Source organism: Bifidobacterium sp. ESL0763 (assembly GCF_029433395.1).
Classification (GTDB): domain Bacteria; phylum Actinomycetota; class Actinomycetes; order Actinomycetales; family Bifidobacteriaceae; genus Bifidobacterium.
In genome coordinates this window covers 897,002-916,420 of sequence record NZ_JAQTHW010000002.1, presented here as the reverse complement: position 1 = coordinate 916,420, position 19,419 = coordinate 897,002, and the positions used below count along the sequence as shown (strand labels likewise).

The following is a 19,419-nucleotide window of genomic DNA, read 5'->3' as shown; positions in this document are numbered from 1 at the left end:
AGATGGGAAAGGCATGAACGCTCTGTGGCGGAGGTTCGGGCATGCGCTTGCGGCCGGGGTCTCGGCCATGATGGTGGTCGGTCTGTTCGCCGTGGGCTCGCAGGCCATGGCTCAGAACCCGTCGAATGGCGGTCAGCCGAATAGGGTCGATGAGACCGCCGACGTTTCGAAGCGCGGCGTGGCACCCGCCCAGGAAACGTGCCCGACCGATCTATCCGACTGGCAGGATTGGATGGCCGGCAGCCACGAGCAATGGAGGATATTGGCGCCGAATCAAGGCGGCAACACCACCGGTGATTGCGTCCTGACGGTCAGCGGCGGCGATTCCAGCGGCAAGGATTTCAGGGCCGATGCCGACAATCCCACCATTCCGTGGTTGCAGGATGACTACACGTCCGGCACGAACGGCAACACGTATCATCTGCTCAGGAACGCCATCACCCGTGTCGAGCTTACCGGCGGCGACGTCTACTTCTACGCCTCGAAACCGGCAAATGCCGACTGCAAGCCCGGCACGGCCGACGAATCGGGGGTCTGTGCGGTCGGCGACCAGTATGCGGCCCCCCGAAAGGGCCTGTTCTCGAACATGCCGTATCTGAAGGCGTTCGATCTCGGAAGCGCCAATCTGACCTTGCAGAACGCCGCGGCCAGCTGCCTGTTCTACAACGATCCCGAGCTGCAGAGCGTCGATACCGGTGATGGCACGCATGCCGTTGCCTTCGAAAGCGTCACCGCCGCTGGCGCCCCCTCGGATGACCTGCTGACGCTTGATTATGTGTTCGCCCATGACGCGAAGCTGCCAAGCGTGGACCTGTCCCGTCTCGATCTGACGAATGTCGGCGGCGTCCAGGGCATTTTCGCCGATACGGATCTGCACGCCCTTGACCTCGGCGCACCGGGTGGTGGCAGGCAAAGCGGCGTCACCGATATGAGCCACATGTTCCAGGGCGCCGAGCTGGCCGATCTCAGTGATGGACCGTCCACGCTCAGGAGCCTGCTGGACATGGCGCATGTCACCGATATGAGCCATATGTTCGAGAACGCCACCGGAGTGCTCTCGCAGGTGCTGGGACTGTCGAACCTCGACCTGAGCGGTGTCACCAATGCCAGGGACATGTTCAAAGGGGCCAGGTCCCTGCGGGCGGGCGTGAGCGCCGGGAGCGTCGCCGACCGGTCGATCGCCCTGCCGAATTGGGATTTCGCAGGCACGACGGATATCAGCGGCATGTTCCAAGGGGCCGATTTCACCGGCATCGATGTCTCCGGTTGGCAATTCCGAGGCACCGGTGTCGCCAACATGAATGGGACATTCGCCGACGACCCGGCACTGGGCAACATCACCGGTCTGGGGGCATGGGGCACCGGCGGCGTCACCGACATGACCGGCGTCTTCGAGGGCGACACCCATCTGACGGCTCTCGATATCGGCTCCTGGAACACCCGCAACGCCCAGGCGAACATGGCCGGCATGCTGCCCCCGAACCTGCAGCGGCTCTCTGTCGGAGCGCAGACGAAATTGGCGGACAACGCTTTCGACGGCGACCAGTACGGCGACAGAAAATGGGTGAAGGCCAAGGACGCCGGCGGCGACATCGCCCTCGCGTCGCGCACCGTGGTGGGTCTTGACGCCGCGCTGCTGAAGCTGACCGGGAAGGCGAATGGCTCCTTCGCCGGCACGTACGCGAGGCAGTACGTCGTCACCTACTACGCCAACGCCGACGACACCGTGATTCCCAAATCCCGCAAAGACTCCAGCACGCTGGTCTATGGCGATACGCTGACGTTGCCGGACGCGACCGAATTCGCGTGGATCGGCCATACACTCACCAAGTGGAGCACCGCGGAGACCGCAGGAGCCGGACAGGAGCATGCGTTGAAGGAATCCGTGGCGCTCGCCAGTGAGAGCGACTCCTTGGATTTGTACGCGAATTGGAAATTGGTGTACCTGAAATCCATACACGTGAAATTCGGCGAATCCAAGTATGTGATGGGCCAGACCATTTCCGGCACGTTCACGGGCGCGCCGTCCAGCGCCACCATGGATAATCTCAAGGTGACGATCACATGGCCGCAAAAGGACGGAACCCCGGGGAAGGGCGGCGACACGACCTTGGTCCATCCGGCGACGCTCGACGCCAAGGGCAACGGCACATGGGTGTTCGACGGCAGCGAGACCGCGACGCATAAGCATCATGAAGGGCCGATAAAGGTCAGGGTCAATTGGATCACGGCGAAGGACGTGGGCACGGCGAGCTCCCCGGACAACGCAATGCTCTATGACCCGGTGACCAGCATACCGATGACCGGTGGCGGCGTGTATATCGTGCTGGCGGTCGCATCGCTGCTTGGCGCCGGATGCGTGCTCAGCGGACGGCTGATCAGGCGGTACGACTCGCAAGTCGACAGTGACTGACGTGGGGGGGCCGTCGGCGGTGGTGATGCCACGGCACCGACCGGCCTGTTCGGACCGATGTGAAAAGGCGGGTGGGTCGCACACGATATGGCGTGCGACCCACCCGCCGTGTCGTCTATGTCGCCTCGACCTTGCCACGGCGACATAGGTCGGTGTCGCGGACTACTTGCCGATCTCGGCCAGGTCCAGACCGAGGGCTTCGGCAACGCGGGTGCCGTAATCCGGGTCGGCCATGTAGAACTGGCGGGTCTCGAGCACCTGGATCTCGTGGGCGTGCTCGCCCTCGACCTGGCCCAGGCCACCCGCGATGGTGGCGACCAGACGCTGCTTCTCGTCCTCGCTCAGGATACGGTAGAGGTCGCCGGCGGCGGAGAAGTTGTCGGGCTCGTAGGCGGCGTAGTTGCCGGTCCTGCCTTCCAAGGCGTCGCCGTGGTTGCGGGCGGAGGTGTCCTCGGCCGGGCCGTCGAAGCTGTTCGGTTCGTAGTCGACGGCGCCGTCCTGCGCGTTGTTCGACATGAAGCCGTCGCGCTCGTAGTTGTGCACCTCGTTGAGCGGGCGGTTGACCTTTAGCTGCTCGTAGTTGGCGCCGAGGCGGTAGCGTGCGGCGTCCTTGTAGGCGAAGATGCGGCCCTGCAGCATCTTGTCGGGGGAGGGCTCGATGCCCGGCACGAAGTTGGCCGGCGCGAACGCTGCCTCCTCCACGTCCTCGAAGTAGTTGTCGGGGTTGCGGTTGAGGGTGAACTCGCCGATCTCGATCAGCGGGTAGTCCTTGTGGGAGACGACCTTAGTGATGTCGAAGATGTCGTGCTTGTAGTTGAGGCCCTCCTCGTAGGGCAGGATCTGCACGCAGACCTTCCACGACGGGTAGTTCTCGGACTCGATGGCGTCGAAGAGCTCGTGCAGCAGGTAGTCGGTGTCCTCGCTGGAGGCCTTGATGGCGGCCTCCTCGCTCATGTTCTGCACGCCCTGCTCGCTCATGAAGTGGTACTTGACCCAGAAGGCGGTGCCGTCGGCGGTGACCCACTTGAAGGTGTGGCTGCCGTAGCCGTTCATGGTGCGGTAGCTGGCCGGGTTGCCGCGGTCGCCCATCAGGTAGGTCACCTGATGCACGGTCTCGGGGGAGTGCGCCCAGAAATCCCACTGGCGGGTCGCGTTGCGCAGGTGGGTGCGCGGGTCGCGCTTCTGGGAGTGGATGAAGTCGGGGAACTTCAGCGGGTCCTGGATGAAGAAGGTCGGGGTGTTGTTGCCCACGATGTCGTAGTTGCCCTGCTGGGTGTAGAAGCGCAGCGCGAAGCCGCGCACGTCGCGCAGGGTGTCGGGGTAGCCGAGCTCGCCGGCCACCTGGGAGAAGCGAAGGAAGACCGGGGTCTCCTTACCGACGCCTGTGAAGACGTCGGCCTTGGTGTACTCGCTCATGTCGCGGGTGAGCTTGAAGGTGCCGTAGGCGCCGGCGCCCTTGGCGTGCACCACGCGCTCGGGGATGCGCTCGCGGTTGAAGTGGGCCAGCTTCTCGACCAGCTGGTAGTCCTGCAGGAGCACCGGGCCACGCACGCCGGCGGTCTGCGAATGGTTGTTGTCGGCCCAGGGCTGCCCGGAGGCGGTGTTGAGCGTATCGGTCATACTATCCTCTTTTCATCATGGATGTCAGGCCACCATAACAACGTGATGCGCTCCACACAAGGGTTTTCGCGGCTACTGTGATGTTCCACACGTCTGCGAGACGGCGCGTCCCGCAGGGCGCAGACGGCGCTTGCAGAGGCACGGTTGCGACGGCGCTTTGGCGCGACGAAATCCGTTCGCCAAGCGACTGGCTAGACTGGGAGGCATGCGTTTGCTACTGCCGCCTTCCGAAGGCAAGACCGCCCCAAAAAGCGGGCCGTCGTTCGACATGGATTCCCTCTCGTTCCCCGAACTCAACGACGCCAGGGCCGAGGTGCTTGCGGCGCTGCTGCGGGTCTCGCGTGGCGAGGACGCCGCGAAGGTCCTGAAGGTGGGGAAGAAGGGAATGGCCGAGGTCGTCGCCCAGCGCGATTTCGACCAACTGCCGTGCGCGCCGGCACGCGAGGTCTATACGGGGGTGCTTTACGACGCGGCCCGGCTGCGCGAGGGCGACGACGTGCTCATCTTTTCGGGACTGTTCGGCGTGACGAGTGGAGAGGACCCGATCCCCGCCTACCGGCTCTCCATGAACGTCTCGCTGCCGGGCATCGGACCGCTCAAGACCTTCTGGCGCCAGGCGCTCGCCGGCTGGGATCCGGACGATGGGCAGGGCGGCGAAGCGAGCGTCGAGCTGCGCTCGGGCCTGTATCGGGTCACCAAACCCGAGCCGGCCAACGGCGATGAAGGCCCGTGGTGGGATGTGCGGATCACCAACTCGGAAGGCAAGACCATCTCCCACATGGCCAAGCACTACCGTGGCCTGCTGGCTCGGGCCCTCCTCGACGCGCGCACCGATGACGTCGAACAAGTCGCGTGCACGCTCGGTACCGTCAGCGTCGAGGAATCAACCGGCGTCCGCCTGCTCACCCTGGTTCCCAACGGCCTCTGATTGCGCAGGCTCACTCCCAGCGGGCGCGAGCGGGGTTGAGGCCCTGGGCCCTGGCGGCGGCGTCGATGGCCTCGTGCAGCCAGGCGGCCAGGCCGGGCTCGATGTCGTCGTAATGTCTTGCGAAGCGCTCGTCGGCGGCGTACATCCGACCGAGCAGCACGTGCATCGACGGGCTCACCTCGAACTGGGGGATCGAGCGCCGATGCTCCTCGACCAGCGCGTTCGCCTCGATGCTGCCGGGCCTCACTCCGCGCCGTTTCGCCTCGCCCAGCTGCCGCTCGACGTTCCTCATCCGTTCGCCTGCCTCCCGCCGTTGCCCGTCGGTGGTGGAGGCCTTGCGCTCGGCGTACTCCATCCACTGTGTGCTCTCGCCCCAGCGCCTCTGTGCTTCGGCCTGGAGCTCGTGCATTGTTTTGTCCGTCGTGTCCGCCATGGTGGACCCCTTCCGTGCGATGTCGATGAGCCGGTCAAGCCTGCCCAGGTCGCCGCGCAGATCGCGGATCCTGGCATCGATGGCGTCGCGTTGCTTGGCGAGCGTCTCGATGACCTCCGGTGCCGCGGCCTCAAGCAGCGGTCCGATGTCGGCGCCTGGAATGCCCAGCTCCTTGTAAGTCAGCAGACGGCGAAGGCGGTTGAGGTCCCGCACGCGGTACTCGCGGTAGCCGTTGGGGCCGCGTCGGGGCGTGAGAAGGCCGAGCCCGTCCCAATGGCGAAGCATGCGCACGCTCACGTGGAACATCCGCGAGACCTCGCCCACGCTCAGGGCCTCTTGTTCGGCGAGGGGACGGTCGTCATCGCCTGCGTTGGAGGTGCCGGAGCCGTCGGTGCGAGCATGGCCCTGCGGTTCCGTGTCGTCGCGGCGGTTGCGCCGGTCATGCCGACACGGTTCTTCGCTTTCCTCCATCATCGCTTCCCTCTCTTTCGCGTTCGTCGTTGCCGGGCGACCACGGGTGTGGCCGCCAACAACGACGCTAGGGCCTGACATCGTGTCAGGGTCAAGGACACGCGGCGTGTCGCGGGGTCTGAACCGTCATCGCCGACACGCTCCCTCCTTGACAGGACTTTGATGGGGAGGTCGCGCCTTGACGGCATCCATGATAGCTTCCATCCACGCGGATCGGCTCGCTGGCTATACTTGAGACGTGGCCGTGATCATCGGCCTGGAAGAGACCGCAGAGACGAGAGTGGGGGTCGGCGTGGCACGAGGGCGCGATCAGGAACCGTTCGACGAACCGGCGCAGCAGCCGTTCGACCAGGAGCCCGGCGATGGGGGCCATGGCGCCGATATGGGCATGAACACCGGAACCGACGGCGGCAATGGTGTTGGCGCCGGATCGTTAGGCGAGCCCGGTGGCGCCGCCTGGCCCGGCCAAAACAACTCGGACGCGACCGGATGGCAAGCCAATGGTCCCGTGCCCCAGACGTGGCAGGCCGATGGTGCTCAGAACGCTGTCCCCGTTTACCAGGAGACGCGGAACCCCTACGTGGTGGGGGCGCAGGCTCCCTACCAGCAAGTACCGGACTCGTACCCGCAGCCGCAACCCTATGTCGCCGCGGATGCCCAGGGCAACCCCTACGTGAAGACGGTCGGGAAGCGCTCGCGGGGACCGGTGTTCGCGGTCATCGCCGTGATCGTCGCCGTGGCCATGATCGCCGGCGGCGTGGTATTCCTGCATTCGCCGCGCGGCCGAGTGGCGTTGATGAGGATGCATATGACACACCAGCCCACGGCCCTGGACTATCCCTATAGCGAGCAGGAGAAGATTGCCCAGCTCGGCAGCAAGCTCGACAGCGCGATCTCGGACATCGACACTGACGACTCCATCTCAAGCAAGGACGTCCAGAAGATCGAGGATCTGCTCAAGCAGATCAAGACGGAGGACGCGACCTTCGCCAAGCGCTCCGAGATGCGCAAGCCGCATGCGAAGCTGCGTCTGCAACGTTACCTCAAGGCGTCCGGCGACGAGCAGGCGCAGGTCGAAGAGTTCCTCGGCAACCAGAAGGCCGTCACCAAGGCGGTCAAGACCTGTGGCTCGTTCCCGTTCGACCCGATGGACGACATCCAGTACGGCAAATACGTGAAGGTCGACGCCTCGTGCCGCGCCGCGCTCGAGCCGCTGGCCGCCTCGAAAAACCAGTCCGCCCAGCAGCTCGCCACGCAGGTCGGCGCGGTGGTCGACAAGGGCCGCGCCGGCGCCGATACGCTGCACTCCATGGCGGGCCAGGACCAGGGCGGCGGCATCAGCGACCAGGAGAGCCAGGCGATGGACGCCGCCGACATCTCGGGCGAGGTCAGCGACATGCAGTACCAGTACGCCCGCGACCTGCGCAAGGCGCGCGAGGCCTGCCACGCCGATTGGAAACTTGACCGGCTGATCGAGGCCCTGGCCTACGACGGCGACCCCAGCCTGCCGACGCAGTACTATGGCGACGACGCCGATGACAAAAAGGCCGTGAAGGCGCTCGACAAGCTCGAGCTGGCCCATGACACGCTCGACCAGGACATCGAGAACATGAACGTGACCGGCATGGGCGAGCTGGATGCCGACGACGCCGCCGACCTCAACACCGACATCGCCGATATCCAGCAGGCCCACGACGCGCTCTCCAAGCTGCCGGTCGCCTCGGATGCGAAGTACCGCCCCGCGTGGGACAAGTACGAGAAGAGCTATGCCAAGGAACTGGCCATCGACCAGGACTACGCGGCCAACATCGTGCAGGTCTCGACCGCCAAGGGAGCCTGCACGACCGCGCCGGAGGCCATCGGAAGCGACGAGCGGCAGACCGGCATCTATGCCGATTACATCAACACCTGCAAGGCGGCGCTCGCACCCTTCGATGGCACCCAGAACGAGCCGCTGGCCAAGATGTACGCCCTTTCCAGCGCCCGCATGGACAGCATGCAGGAGACCCTGACGAAGATGCAGGCGCGCGTCGCCACCAAAAAATCCAGTGAACGCTACGACATGGATTCGCGTTTCGACAGACTCAAGCGGCAGCTGGACGTCAGCATCGAGCAGGACGACGGCGATTCGGCGTTCACCCACTTCGGCGACAGTCTCGCCAATCAGCGCAAGAAGGCCAAGCTCGAACAGTCGTTGGACGACCTGCGCCGGTCGGTCAATTCGTAGATCATCGGCGCCACCGACCGCGCTTCGATGGTGTAGAACCATGGTGAAGACGTGGCGTACAGCGTAATTGCATTACATCATAAGGTATATCATTATACACTGTTATGTCTTTGTCCTTCAGACGGGACGACATCGATAGCAAGGGAGATCAGATGACAGACCAGCGCGATATGCAAGGCGGCGGCGCGCCGATGAACGGCGACCAGCCAATGCCCCAGGGGCAGCCGGACATGGGCCAGGCGCCGATGCCCGCCAACGATGGCATGGCAGGAGCCCCCGCGCCGCAGGGCCAGGGTGCCTTCGACGGCCAGCAAGCCGGATTCCCCGGTGCCGACCAGCAGCCGCAGATGGACGGACAGATGCCTGCCCAGGGCCAGATGCCCGCCCAAGGCCAGATGCCCTATGATGGCCAGTCCATGCAGGGCGCCCAGCCCGGCTACCAGCCCGAAGGCATGGCGGTCGGCCCCGACGGCCAGCCGATGCAGCCGGGCATGCCCGTCGAGCAGAAGAAGGGCATGAGCAAGAACGCCAAGATCGTCGTCACCGTCGTCGTCGCCATCGTGGTCGTGGTGGCTGTGGTGCTCGGCCTCGACGTAGCCGGCGTCATCGGCGGGCCCAAGGAGAAGGATTACCGCGCGGCCCAGTCGGACGTCAACGAGATGTCGCACACCTTCACCTCCATGACCGCCGACTTCGTCACCGCCTCCTACGGCGCCAGCACCGACGGCATCAGCAAGTCCGAGCTCTCGCAGTTCAAGAGCAGCATGAAGAAGAACGAGCAGGCCAACAAGGACTTCAAGAATCTCAAGGTCATGAAGGATCCGGACGTCAAGGCCGCCTACGAGGCCTACGCCCCGAAGGCCGACAGCTTCAACGCCTACATGGGCGACCTCATCAAGTCGATGCAGGGCATGTCGGAGGTCAAGCAGGCCTGCACCAACAACGTGGAGAGCGACACCGTCGGCAGCAGCTTCTACAAGGAATACGACACGTTCATCGCCGGCTGCACCGCCAAGCTCCAGTCCGTGGGCAAGGTGCCGAACAAGCCGGTCGCCGACTTCCTGGGCAGCATGCAGGACTACGTCAACAAGAAGAACGACATCCTCAAGCAGATGGAGGCCCTGGGCGACCCCGACACCTTCAGCTCCAACGCGCAGATCGACCAGGTCAACGGCCTCGTCGACCAGTTCAACGCCGTCGAGGTGCCGATGGACAGCGCCACGACCCTGCAGGAGGCCATCACCAAGGACGTCTCCAACATCGACCCGACCAGCAAGCTCGACAAGCTCAAGAGCGTCGTCGACAAGGGCGCCCGGGCCAAGCGCGGCTCCGTGCTCTAGCCCCGGTTCGGACGTGGACGAGGGCCGGCGAGTGTAGGGGAGTTCCCCTAGAATTGTTGCTATGAACAGCGTAGTAACCCCGGCTCCGGCCTCCTCGAACGAATCCAATCAGGCGTCAACGCCATCGCAGTCAGCCACCGCGGAAAACCCGTGGCCGGCACCGCGGGCGTTGGCGCCTTTGCATGCCTCGGTGACGGTGCCGGGCAGCAAGTCGCTTTCCAACCGCTACCTCATCCTCGCCGCGCTCGGCTCCGGCCCCGTCACGATCTCCGAGCTGCTGCGCTCCCGCGACACCGACCTGATGGCCGATGCGTTGAGGGCGCTGAGCGTCGGCGTCACCTACGATGCCGCCGACGGCACGCGCGTGACGGTCACCCCGCCGAAGTCCGGCGTCTTCAAGGGCGCCACCGGCGTCTACTGCGGGCTGGCCGGCACGGTGATGCGCTTTGTGCCCGGGCTGGCGATGTTCGCCGACGGCCCGGTCCGCTTCGACGGCGACGAGCAGGCCTACGCCAGGCCCATGCACCCGCTGCTCGACGGTCTGACCCAGCTCGGCGCGCGCATCGACTACGAGGGCAAGAAGGGATTCCTGCCCTTCACGCTCACGCCTCCCGATTGGCATGCCGGGGCCTCGGCGTCGGCCGCGCAAGTGGCCATCGATTCCTCCGCGTCCTCGCAGTTCGTCTCCGGGCTGCTGCTCATCGGCTCGCGCCTGCCGCACGGGCTCGACCTGCGCCACCAGGGCGAGAAGGTGCCGAGCATGCCGCACATCCGCATGACCATGGCCGACGTGAACGCCGCCGGCGGGCAGGCGACGATGCCCGAGACCGCCCATTGGACGGTGGAGCACCGTGATCTGAGGCTTCCCGACGGCGTGGTCGTCGAACCCGACCTGTCGAACGCCGCGCCGTTCCTGGGCGCCGCCATGATCGCCGGGGGAGAGGTGGACGTGCCCAACTGGCCCGCCGCCACCACCCAGCCTGGAGGCCTGCTGCCGGGCATCCTGCAGCATATGGGCGCCCACGTCACCTACGGCGGACGTCCCTACGACGAGGCCATGGCTTCGGCCGCGAATGGCGGCGACGTGCCGCGCAACGCCACGCTGGGCGTGTCGATGGACGGGCAGATCCATGGGCTGGGGGAGTACGACCTGTCCGCCGCAGGCGAGATCACCCCGAGCATCGCCGCCCTGGCCACGCTCGCGGATTCGCCCTCCCGGCTCGAGGGCATCGGCCATCTGCGTGGCCACGAGACCAACAGGCTGGCAGCTCTGGTCACCGAGATCACGCGCATCGGCGCGCAGGCCGAGGAACTGCCTGACGGACTGCTCATCACCCCGGTGCCGGCCGACCGGCTGCACGGCGCGGTGATGGAGAGCTACGCCGACCACCGCATGGCCACCTTCGGCGCCATGATCGGGCTGGCCGTCGATGGCGTGAAGGTGCGCGACATCGCCACCACGCGCAAGACCATACCCGATTTCCCCGGCATGTGGCATGCCATGCTCGGCTGAGGCTACACCCGACCATGCTTTGAGGTGACCGGTCAGTGCGATTCGTCGCCTTTGACGGTTTGAAGGTCGCAACGAATACGAAAGGGCCTGTCCCACGCGAATCGATACCGTGTGGGACAGGCCCTTGAGTTTTCCTACCGTGCCTCAAGGCCGGCCCGTGTCGTCATCGAAGGAATCAGCGACGAAACAGCCGGCCAATCGGCGTCGGCTCACTTGCTGAAGACGTTGCCGTAGGTGTCCTTGCCTTCGGTGGCGATCTTGTCGGCCTTGTGGGCGATCGCCAGCTCCTCGTTGGTGGGGATGACGGCGATGATCACGGAGCTGTCGGGCGTGGAGATGACGCGCGGCTCCTTGGAGTGCTCGGCGTTCTTCGCCTCGTCGAGCTTCACGCCGAAGGGCTCGAGCTTCTTGCACACGCGTGCGCGCACCTGGTCGTCGTTCTCGCCGACGCCGGCGGTGAAGGTGATCACGTCCACGCCGCCCATCTGCGCGGCGTAGTTGCCGATGTAGCCGACGATGCGGTGGATGTAGACGCCCATGGCGGTGATGGCGTCCTCGTTGCCTTCCTTGATCAGGCGGTCGACCTCGCGCATGTCGCCGAAGCCGGTCATGCCCATCATGCCCGACTGCTTGTTGAAGAGGGTGTCGAGCTGGTCGACGTCCATGTGCGCGTTGCGGATCAGGTGGAAGACCACGGCCGGGTCGATGTCGCCGGTGCGGCTGCCCATCATCAGGCCCTCGAGCGGGGTCAGGCCCATGGAGGTGTCGACGGGACGCCCGGAGATCTGCGCGGAGGCGGAGGCGCCGTTGCCGATGTGCAGCACGATCTGCTTGAGGCCCTCGGCGGGCTTTCCGACCACGCCGGGCACCACGGAGCCGATGTACTCGTGGCTGGTGCCGTGCGCGCCATAGCGGCGGATCTTGTACTTCTCGGCGACCTCCTTGTTGAGGGCGTAGGTGCTGGCTTCCTTGGGCAGCTGGAAGAAGAAGGAGGAGTCGAAGACGAAGACCTGCGGCACGTCGGGCAGCAGCTGCTCCATCACTTCGGCGCCGGTGGCCTCGGGGCCGTTGTGCAGCGGCGCGAGCACGGCGAGGTCCTTGACCTGCTGGATGGTCTTGTCGGTGACCAGCGCGGGCTTCGGGAAGACGGAGCCGCCCTGCACCACACGGTGGCCGACGGCGACGATGCCGGATTCCTTCAGATTCGGGCCGTACTCCTCGAAGAAGCCGAGGACGCGCTTCAGGCCGTCGGCATGCGTCTTGATGGGCTCGTCGAGCTCGTGCTTCTCGCCGTTGTACTCGTGCTTGTAGTGGCCATCGATGGGCTCGCCGATCTTCTCCACCAGGCCGCTCGCAAGGGCCCCACCGGTTTCGAGATCCACCAGCTGGTACTTGATCGAGCTGGAACCTGAATTGATGACAAGGACGGTTTTCGCCATTGTTCGCATCCTCCAAATAGATAAATCGATCCGTGGGTTTCGCCACGGCTACCAAACGTCCAGTTTACTCACGTGAGCTTACAAAGAAGTGGCTTTACATAGCTTTTATCTGACGACGTTGAGTCGTTGGACTCTAGAATGGCCTTTCCGTGGCTGCTCCGGGCTGAGCCGTTGAGCAGATAGTCGTGTGGACTATCTGTAGGCGAAGTGAGCGCGTCCACACGCGCGAAGGCGAAATCGTTAGATTTTGTTCGGCCATATTGTATGCCGCAGAAAGTCGATTCCGGACCTCAACTAATCAATGAGATCTTGCATTTTGGAAGAGTCAATACGAAAGTATCCTCTCAGACATGAGTTGGAGGCTGTAATAACCTTTCTCGGGTATAAGACTCGGCCGAGCGGCCCGGAGCGTCCCGTGAAGGGTTATTGCAGCCTCCAACGACCAACCATCCAAATTGGTTGGAATCCAAAGTAATCCTAGGTGGTTGGAAGGGGAGAGGGACGACTACTGCTGCGCCTCCACCGCGGTGAGGGCGACCGTGTTGATGATGTCCTCGACCAGGGCACCGCGCGAGAGATCGTTGACCGGCTTGTTCAGGCCCTGGAGCACCGGGCCGATGGCGACGGCGCCGGAGGTACGCTGCACGGCCTTGTAGGCGATGTTGCCTGCGGCCAGCGACGGGAAGACGAACACGTTGACGTGTCCGGCGACGTCGTTGCCCTTGGCCTTGGTGGCGGCCACGGTGGGCGACCAGGCGGCGTCGAACTGGATGGAGCCAACGGCCGGCAGATCCGGGGCCTTCTCGTGCACGAGCTTGGTGGCCTCCTCGACCAGGTCGACGTCCGGGCCCTTGCCGGAACCTAGGGTGGAGTAGCAGAGCATGCCCACCTTGGGGTCGACGCCGAAGGCACGCGCGGTCTGCGCGGACTGGACGGCGATGTCGGCCAGCTGCTCGGCGTTCGGATTGAGGTTGATGGCGCAGTCGGCGAAGACGGCCACGTGGTCCTTGAAGCACATCAGGAACGCGCCGGAGACCAGCGAGGCGCCGGGCTTGGTCTTGATGACCTGCAGTGCCGGACGCACCGTGTTGGCGGTGGAGTTGATGGAGCCGGAGACCAGGCCGTCGGCCTTGCCGAGCACGACGAGCATGGTGCCGAAGTAGCTCGGGTCGGTCAGCTGCTTGCGGGCCTGCTCCTCGGTCATGCCCTTCTTGGCGCGCAGCTCGCAGAGCTTGGCGACCATGGGCTTGAGGACCTCCTCATCGTCCATCGGCTGGTAGCTGGCCTTGGAAAGCGAATCCAGGCCGAGCTCCTTGCCGCGCTCGAGGATGGCGTCCCTGTCGCCGACGATGATTAGATCGACGATGTCGCGGGAGAGCAGGTAGTCGGCCGCCTTGATGATGCGGTCCTCGCTGCCTTCGGGCAGCACGATGGTCTTCTTGTGGGCCTTGGCGCTGGCCAGCAGACCGTTCTGGAAGGCGTACGGGGTGGTCGGGGCATCGAAGCTCGTGCCGGCGGCCTCGACGACCTGGGCCGCGGGGGCGTTGTCGTCGAAGGCCTTCGCGGCCTTTTCTGCGGCGTCGGCGCCCTCACCGGGGAAGTCGGTGGCCGGGATGGTCCACACCGGGACGGAGGAGCCTTCCAACGCCTTCCTGGCGTCGGCGGCCTTCTCGTCGGTGCAGCCGGTGACGAACACGCCCGCCACCTTGCCGCCGGCCTTCTCCACGCTGGCGGTGCAGGCCTCGACGGTGGCCTTCACCTGCTCGCCGTCGCGCGGGATGGTGCAGATGGCGAGGAAGGTCTTGGCCTTGAGGTCGGCGGCCACGTCGGCGTCGAAGCCGAAGCCTTCGGGGTCGAAGACCTTCGAGCCGTCGCGTCCCACGATGACCATGGTGTCCGGATCGGTGCGCTCGAGCTCGGCGGCGTAGGCGGCGACGATGTCACCGCGCGCGGCGCCCTTGTCCTTGCGGGCGCACTTGGGGCACACACCCCGCACCTGCTCGACGCTCTGGCCGGCGTTGGCGGCCTTGAGCAGTTCGGCGCTGAGCGTCTCCTTCCTGCAGGCCACCGGGCGGAACAGGGCGGTCTTGCCCTTGGCGGCCAGGGCCCTGATCACGCCGTAGGCGACCACGTTGCGGCCGTTGCCGCCTTCCGGACTGGCGATATAGATGACTTCGTTTGTCACGATGCAACTCCTTTGTGCGTTTGCGCACGATCATGTGATCTACACGATATCGATCGCTTCCATCTTAGGCGCAGGTGTGACGTAGGCGACAGTTCGCGTCGGCAACGCAGAAGGGCACCGGACCGAAATCCGATGCCCTTCTGGCTGGGTGTCAGGCTGCGAGGCCTAGGCGAGCGTCACTGCGCTCACTCGTTGTCGCTGCCGGTGCTCATGGCGGCCTTGGCGGCGGCCTCCCTGTCCTGGTTCTTCACGTCGGAGTAGACGAACCCGGTGTAGTCGGGGTGGTCGAAGCCCTTCTCGACGGCGAAGTCGAAGGCGTCCTTGCGGAACTGCTCCAGCTTGTCGATCTCGTGGGCGTACTTCTTGGCGTCGACCGTGCGCAGCACCTCGGCGGTGAGCTCGTAGCGGTCCATGTCGTTGACACGCACCATGTCGTAGGGAGTCGTGGTGGAACCCTGCTCCTTGTAGCCGTGAACGTTGAAGTTGTCGTGGTTCGGACGGTCGTAGATGATGGCGTGGATGTCGTGCGCGTAGGAATGGTACGCGAAGAGGACCGGCTTGTCGGCGGTGAAGAGATCGGTGAACTCCTCGTCGCTCAGGGCCTCGTCGTTCTCCTTGGGGCTCTGCAGCTTCAGGGTGTCGACGACGTTGACCACCTTGAACTTGATGCCGAACTCCCGGAGCTTCTCGCTGGCGGCCATGATCTCGAGGGTCGGCACGTCGCCGACGCACGCGAGCACGATCTGCGCCTCGTCGTTGTCCTTGGCGGTGGAGGCCCACTTCCACTCGGCGGCGCCCTTCTCGAGCTCGGCACGGGCCTCGTCGAGGGTCACCCAGGTGGCGGCGGGCTGCTTGCCGGCGAAGATGGCGTTGATCTTGTTGGTGGACTTGAAGGCCTTCTCGGCGACGGCCAGCAGCATGTTGGCGTCGGCGGGGAAGTACTCGGCCACCACGTGGTCGTTGTTGAACGTCTTGTTCAGCAGCACGGAGCTCACGCCCGGGTCCTGGTGCGAGAAGCCGTTGTGGTCCTGGCGCCAGACGTGAGAGGAGATCAGCATGTTGATCGAGGCGACGGGCTTGCGCCACGGGATGTGGCGCACGGTGGCCTCGAGCCACTTGGCATGCTGGTTGAGCATGGAGTCGATGACGTGGCCGAAGGACTCGTAGGTGCTCCAGATGCCGTGGCGGCCCGTGAGCACGTAGCCCTCCAGGAAGCCTTCCATCTGGTGCTCGGAGAGCATCTCGATGACCTGGCCGGTAACGCCCAGGTGCTCGTCGGTCTGGCCGGAGAGATAGCCGTTGTCCCACTGCTTGTCGGTGACCTCATAGGCGGCCTGCAGGCGGTTGGACGCGGTCTCGTCGGGTCCGAAGATGCGGAAGGAATCCGGGTTCATCTTGATGACGTCACGGGTGTAGTTGCCCAGCTGGCGGGTGGCCTCGAGCTGGCCCCAGCCGTGGCCGAACTCCTTGACCTGCTTGATCTCGTAGTCGTCGAGCACGGGCAGCTTGAGGTCCTCGCGGATGCGGCCGCCGTTGGCGTTCGGGTTCTGGCCGATGCGCAGTTCGCCCTTGGGCATGAACGCGGTGACCTCCGGCTTGATGGCGCCCTTCTCGTCGAAGAGCTCCTCCGGCTTGTAGGACTCCATCCAGCCCTTGAGGACCTGGAAGTGGGCCTCGGTGTCGCGGGCGCTGGCCAGCGGCACCTGGTGGGCGCGCCAGGAACCCTCGGTCTTCTGGCCGTCGATGTACTTCGGGCAGGTCCAGCCCTTCGGCGTGCGGAAGATGATCATCGGGTAGGTGGGGCGGTCCATGTCGTCGGTCTGGGCCTTGGCCTTGATGTCGCAGATCTTGTCGAAGACCTCTTCGAGCAGGTCGGCGAAGCGGCGGTGGATGGACATGTGGTCCTCGTCGTCGAAGCCGGCGACGAACTCGTAGGGCTCGTAGCCCATGCCCTCGAAGAACTCGTGCAGCTCCTCATCGGGGATGCGGGAGAGGATGGAGGGGTTGGCGATCTTGTAGCCGTTCAAGTGCAGGATCGGCAGCACGATGCCGTCGGTGCGCGGGTTGACGAGCTTGTTCGACTGCCAGCTGGTGGCCAGCGGGCCGGTCTCGGCCTCGCCGTCGCCGACCACGGCCGCCACGAGCAGGCTCGGGTTGTTCATGATGGCACCGTAGGCGTGGCTCAGCGCGTAGCCCAGCTCGCCGCCCTCGTGCATCGAGCCCGGGGTCTCCGGGGCGAAGTGGGAGGGGATGCCGCCCGGATAGGAGAACTGGCGGAAGAACTTCTGCAGTCCGGCCTCATCCTTGGTGATCTTCGGATAATACTCGGTGTAGGTGCCGTCGATGTAGGACTGGGCGACGCCCGCAGGGCCGCCGTGGCCCGGGCCCATGATGAACACGGTGTTCTGCTGGTGGTCGGCGATGAGGCGGTTGATGTGGCCGAAGAGGAAGTTCAGGCCCGGAGTGGTGCCCCAGTGGCCCACGAGGCGGTACTTGACGTCCTTGCGGGTGAAGGGTTCCTTCATCAGGGGGTTGTCGCGCAGATAGATCTGGCCGATGGAGAGGTAGTTCGCGGTCCTCCAGTACTTGTCGACTCCTTCGAGGGCCTCTTGCGAGACCGGCTTGCCGAGCTTCTTCCACGGGGTGCCAATAACAGGACTGGTCATATATGCTCCTGTACTCCTGCACACATGGTGTGCAATTGATTATTCTTTTTCAGGCGCAAACCGTTGCTATGTCGCTGCTGCTTGGGTCTGCGCCCAATCGAGGCCCACTTTACGTGCTCTGCCTGACTTTTGGCCGTTTTTTTGCTTCTGTGTCGCCAATTGTTATGGAAATGTTAGAAAACAGAGGAAAAGCACAAGGAAATGTTCGTTTTCCGCACGGAGAAACGAACGTGACAAACGTTGAAATGAAGCCAAAAACACTGCTATTCCGGGGCTTAGGTATGTTCGATTCACAGAAAACACACGCGGCGTGTTGTTTTTTGCGATGTTTCTTTCTGTGGTTTTCGGGGGTGTACGCTCTTGGCGGCGCTTTGTCGCCTTGGGCCGCGAAAATAGGGAGTGCCCTTAATATACGATGTATCCATCGCAAACTCGAAACCGGTTGGGAGAATCATGGCAAAAGGACCAGTCCTCGTCGTTGACTTCGGTGCGCAGTACGCGCAGCTTATCGCCAGGCGCGTGCGCGAGGCGCATGTCTATTCGGAATTGGTGCCCCATTCCATGCCGGTTTCGCAGATGCTCGCCAAGGATCCGAAGGCCATCATCCTCTCCGGCGGCCCCGCCTCGGTCTATGAGCCCGGAGCGCCGGACATCGACAAGAGCATCTTCGACGCCGGGGTGCCGGTGCTGGGCATCTGCTATGGCTTCCAGGTCATGGCCAACGAGCTCGGGGGCAAGGTCGACAAGGCCGCGCTGGGCGAATACGGCAAGACCGAGGCCGTGATCGACGACGCCAAGGGCGTGCTCGCCGGCTCGCCCGACGACCAGAGCACGTGGATGAGCCACGGGGTCGCCGTCGAGAAGGCCCCCGAGGGCTTCGAGGTGCTCGCGCACACCCAGGGCGCCCCCGTCGCCGCCATGCAGGACGAGTCGCGCAAGCTCTACGGCGTGCAGTGGCATCCGGAGGTGAGGCACACCCCGCTGGGCCAGGACCTCTTCACCACGTTCCTGCACCAGTGCGCCGGCCTGCCCAGCGACTGGGACGCCGACAACATCATCGACACGCAGGTGAAGAAAATCCGCGAGGAGGTCGGCGACGCCGAGGTCATCTGCGGGCTCTCCGGCGGCGTGGACTCCGCCGTCGCGGCCACCCTGGTGCACAAGGCCATCGGCGACCAGCTCACCTGCGTGTTCGTCGACCATGGCATGCTGCGCAAGGGCGAGGCCGAGCAGGTGCGCCACGACTTCGTCGAGGCCACGGGCATCAGGCTCATCGAGGTGGACGCCTCCGAGGAGTTCCTCACCGCGCTGAAGGGCGTCACCGAGCCGGAGCGCAAGCGCAAGATCATCGGCGAGAAGTTCATCCGCACCTTCGAGGCGGCCCAGAAGCGGGTCCTCGAGGAGGCCGGCGCGCGCGGCAAGGAAGTCAAGTTCCTCGTGCAAGGCACGCTCTACCCGGACGTCGTGGAGTCCGGCGGCGGCGACGGCACGGCCAACATCAAGTCGCACCATAACGTCGGCGGCCTGCCCGACGACGTCAAGTTCAAGCTCATCGAGCCGCTGCGCAGCCTGTTCAAGGACGAGGTGCGCGCCATCGGCACCAAGCTCGGCCTGCCCGAATCCATGGTCTGGCGCCAGCCGTTCCCCGGCCCGGGCCTGGGCATCCGCATCATCGGCGAGATCACCAAGGAACGCCTCGACCTGCTGCGCGAGGCCGACGCCATCGCCCGCGAGGAGATGAGCAAGGCCGGCCTCGACCGCGACATCTGGCAGTGCCCGGTGGTGCTGCTGGCCAACGTCCATTCCGTGGGCGTGCAGGGCGACGAGCGCACCTATGGCTCGCCGATCGTGCTGCGTCCGATCTCCTCGGACGACGCGATGACCGCCGACTGGTACCGCCTGCCCTACGACGTGCTGGCCACGATCTCCACGCGCATCACCAACGAGTGCCGCGGCATCAACCGTGTGGTGCTCGACTGCACCTCCAAGCCGCCGGCCACCATCGAGTGGGAGTGAGCCCGGCCCGCTGACCTGACGGTGCCGTATCCGCGTATCGAAATGGATACGGCACCTTTTCTTTGCGTTTTGTCGGCGGCATCGTCGCAATCCGCCACCGATATAGGTTGCGGATTGGCATGGCTCCGGTGAGGAGCATGAATGCCGAACGGATGCGATATTCCGTTT

11 protein-coding genes are annotated in these 19,419 nt (G+C 64.7%); 6 read left to right on the top strand and 5 right to left on the bottom strand.

Annotation, left to right across the window (positions count from 1 at the left end; translation table 11 throughout):
• Positions 1-13 precede the first annotated feature (13 nt).
• Positions 14-2,413: a BspA family leucine-rich repeat surface protein gene (locus PT282_RS04600; RefSeq protein ID WP_277168379.1), complete on the top strand. Its 2,400-nt coding sequence runs from the start codon at positions 14-16 to the stop codon at positions 2,411-2,413.
• Positions 2,414-2,575: 162 nt separating this feature from the next.
• Here the strand turns inward: PT282_RS04600 and PT282_RS04595 are convergent, their stop codons facing one another.
• Positions 2,576-4,033 carry a catalase gene (locus PT282_RS04595; RefSeq protein ID WP_277168378.1) on the bottom strand — a complete coding sequence of 486 codons (1,458 nt, stop codon included), beginning with the start codon at positions 4,031-4,033 and terminating at the stop codon, positions 2,576-2,578.
• 205 nt (positions 4,034-4,238) lie between these two features.
• Between PT282_RS04595 and PT282_RS04590 the strand changes: the two genes are divergently transcribed.
• Positions 4,239-4,961, top strand: a complete 723-nt coding sequence (locus PT282_RS04590; RefSeq protein WP_277168377.1) for a YaaA family protein — start codon at positions 4,239-4,241, stop codon at positions 4,959-4,961.
• Between the two features lie 10 nt (positions 4,962-4,971).
• On the opposite strand, the gene PT282_RS04585 is transcribed toward PT282_RS04590, so the two are convergent.
• Positions 4,972-5,868 (bottom strand): TipAS antibiotic-recognition domain-containing protein, encoded by an 897-nt coding sequence (locus PT282_RS04585; protein WP_277168376.1) that lies wholly within the window; start codon positions 5,866-5,868, stop codon positions 4,972-4,974.
• Between the two features lie 235 nt (positions 5,869-6,103).
• Between PT282_RS04585 and PT282_RS04580 the strand changes: the two genes are divergently transcribed.
• The 3 genes from PT282_RS04580 to aroA all read left to right on the top strand — a co-directional run bounded on the left by PT282_RS04580 (position 6,104) and on the right by aroA (position 10,945).
• Positions 6,104-8,092 (top strand): hypothetical protein, encoded by a 1,989-nt coding sequence (locus PT282_RS04580; protein WP_277168375.1) that lies wholly within the window; start codon positions 6,104-6,106, stop codon positions 8,090-8,092.
• Between the two features lie 152 nt (positions 8,093-8,244).
• Positions 8,245-9,432: a hypothetical protein gene (locus tag PT282_RS04575; protein ID WP_277168374.1), complete on the top strand. Its 1,188-nt coding sequence runs from the start codon at positions 8,245-8,247 to the stop codon at positions 9,430-9,432.
• A 61-nt stretch (positions 9,433-9,493) separates the two neighbouring features.
• Positions 9,494-10,945 (top strand): 3-phosphoshikimate 1-carboxyvinyltransferase, encoded by a 1,452-nt coding sequence (gene aroA / locus PT282_RS04570; protein ID WP_277168373.1) that lies wholly within the window; start codon positions 9,494-9,496, stop codon positions 10,943-10,945.
• 209 nt (positions 10,946-11,154) lie between these two features.
• Here aroA and PT282_RS04565 read toward each other — a convergent pair whose 3' ends face one another.
• The 3 genes from PT282_RS04565 to PT282_RS04555 all read right to left on the bottom strand — a co-directional run bounded on the left by PT282_RS04565 (position 11,155) and on the right by PT282_RS04555 (position 17,235).
• Positions 11,155-12,384 (bottom strand): acetate/propionate family kinase, encoded by a 1,230-nt coding sequence (locus tag PT282_RS04565; RefSeq protein ID WP_277168372.1) that lies wholly within the window; start codon positions 12,382-12,384, stop codon positions 11,155-11,157.
• A 505-nt stretch (positions 12,385-12,889) separates the two neighbouring features.
• Positions 12,890-14,569: a phosphate acetyltransferase gene (gene pta / locus PT282_RS04560; RefSeq protein WP_277168371.1), complete on the bottom strand. Its 1,680-nt coding sequence runs from the start codon at positions 14,567-14,569 to the stop codon at positions 12,890-12,892.
• 185 nt (positions 14,570-14,754) lie between these two features.
• Positions 14,755-17,235: a phosphoketolase gene (locus PT282_RS04555; RefSeq protein ID WP_277168370.1), complete on the bottom strand. Its 2,481-nt coding sequence runs from the start codon at positions 17,233-17,235 to the stop codon at positions 14,755-14,757.
• A gap of 453 nt (positions 17,236-17,688) precedes the next feature.
• Between PT282_RS04555 and guaA the strand changes: the two genes are divergently transcribed.
• A complete protein-coding gene (gene guaA, locus PT282_RS04550) occupies positions 17,689-19,251 on the top strand; it encodes a glutamine-hydrolyzing GMP synthase (RefSeq protein ID WP_277168369.1) in 1,563 nt (520 codons plus the stop codon).
• Positions 19,252-19,419: the final 168 nt, after the last annotated feature.